The 1,095-nt window shown below is 79.4% G+C and carries 1 protein-coding gene; it reads left to right on the top strand.

Going from position 1 to position 1,095, the window contains the following annotated elements; genetic code table 11:
* On the top strand, nt 1-1,095 hold a 1,095-nt coding region (locus tag SH587_RS24580; RefSeq protein WP_320673310.1), incomplete at both ends, for a lytic murein transglycosylase.

Below are 1,095 nucleotides of genomic sequence, written 5' to 3'. Positions count from 1 at the left end.
GGCGGCCGCGGCCGGCGACGGCGGCAGCGGCGGGACGCCCGCGCCGGCCGCGGCGCCGGGCAACGGCGACCGCGACGCGCCGGCCGCCGCCGGCGATCCGCTCGGCGAGCCGGCAGTCGGGCTCTCGGGGCTGTCGATCGCGCGCTTCCGGATCCCGCCGTTCCTGCTGCCGATCTACCAGGCGGCGGGCACGCAGTACGGGATCCGCTGGGAGGTGCTGGCGGCGATCAACGAGATCGAGACCGACTACGGGCGCAACCTGAGCGTCTCGACCGCGGGCGCGCTGGGCTGGATGCAGTTCATGCCGGCGACGTGGAAGACCTACGGCGTCGACGCCAACGGCGATGGCAAGCGCGATCCGTACAACCCGGTCGACGCGATCTTCGCCGCCGCCCGCTACCTGCGGGCGGCGGGGGCGGAGAAGGACCTGCGGCGGGCGATCTTCGCCTACAACCACGCCGACTGGTACGTGCGCGACGTGCTCGAGCGGGCGCGGCTGGTGGCCCAGGTGCCGGCCGACGTGGTTGGGGCCCTGACCGGCCTGACGCTCGGCCAGCTGCCGCTCTACGAGGGCGAGGGCGAGGGCGAGCGCGGCACGGTGCGGGCGGCGCGGGCGACGGCGACGGCCGACGGCGGCTGGGCGCGGCTGCCCGCGCGGGCCGGAGCGGCGGCGGTCGCGGTCCAGGACGGGACGGTGACCCGGATCGGCGAGAGCCCGCGACTGGGCCGCTTCGTCGAGCTGCGCGACGCCTACGGCAACCGCTACACCTACGCCGGTCTCGGACGGCTGGCGACCCAGCACCTGGTGCCGCGGCGGCGTCCGCCGCGCGAGCGGCCGGAGGACGAGCGCGCCGTCGCCGGCGGCCTCGCCGATCGCGGGCACGGGCGCGGGCGCGACAACGCGGCCGGCGACGCGCTGGCCACCGAGCCGCCGGCCGGCGTGCCCGCCGATCCGGTCCCGAGCGGTCCGGCGACGGCGGGGCGGCGGCTGGCCGCGGGGGCCGACGGTCCGGAGGGTCGGGCCGCGGGCGGCGGCGAGGCCGGCGGGGACGCGGCGGCCGGCGGCCCGAGCGCGTCGACCACCGGTCCGGCCGG

It is taken from the genome of Patulibacter defluvii (assembly GCF_034096925.1).
GTDB lineage: Bacteria > Actinomycetota > Thermoleophilia > Solirubrobacterales > Solirubrobacteraceae > Patulibacter > Patulibacter defluvii.
Note: the sequence above shows the minus strand (reverse complement) of the source record. Positions and strands in the feature narration are given on the sequence as shown.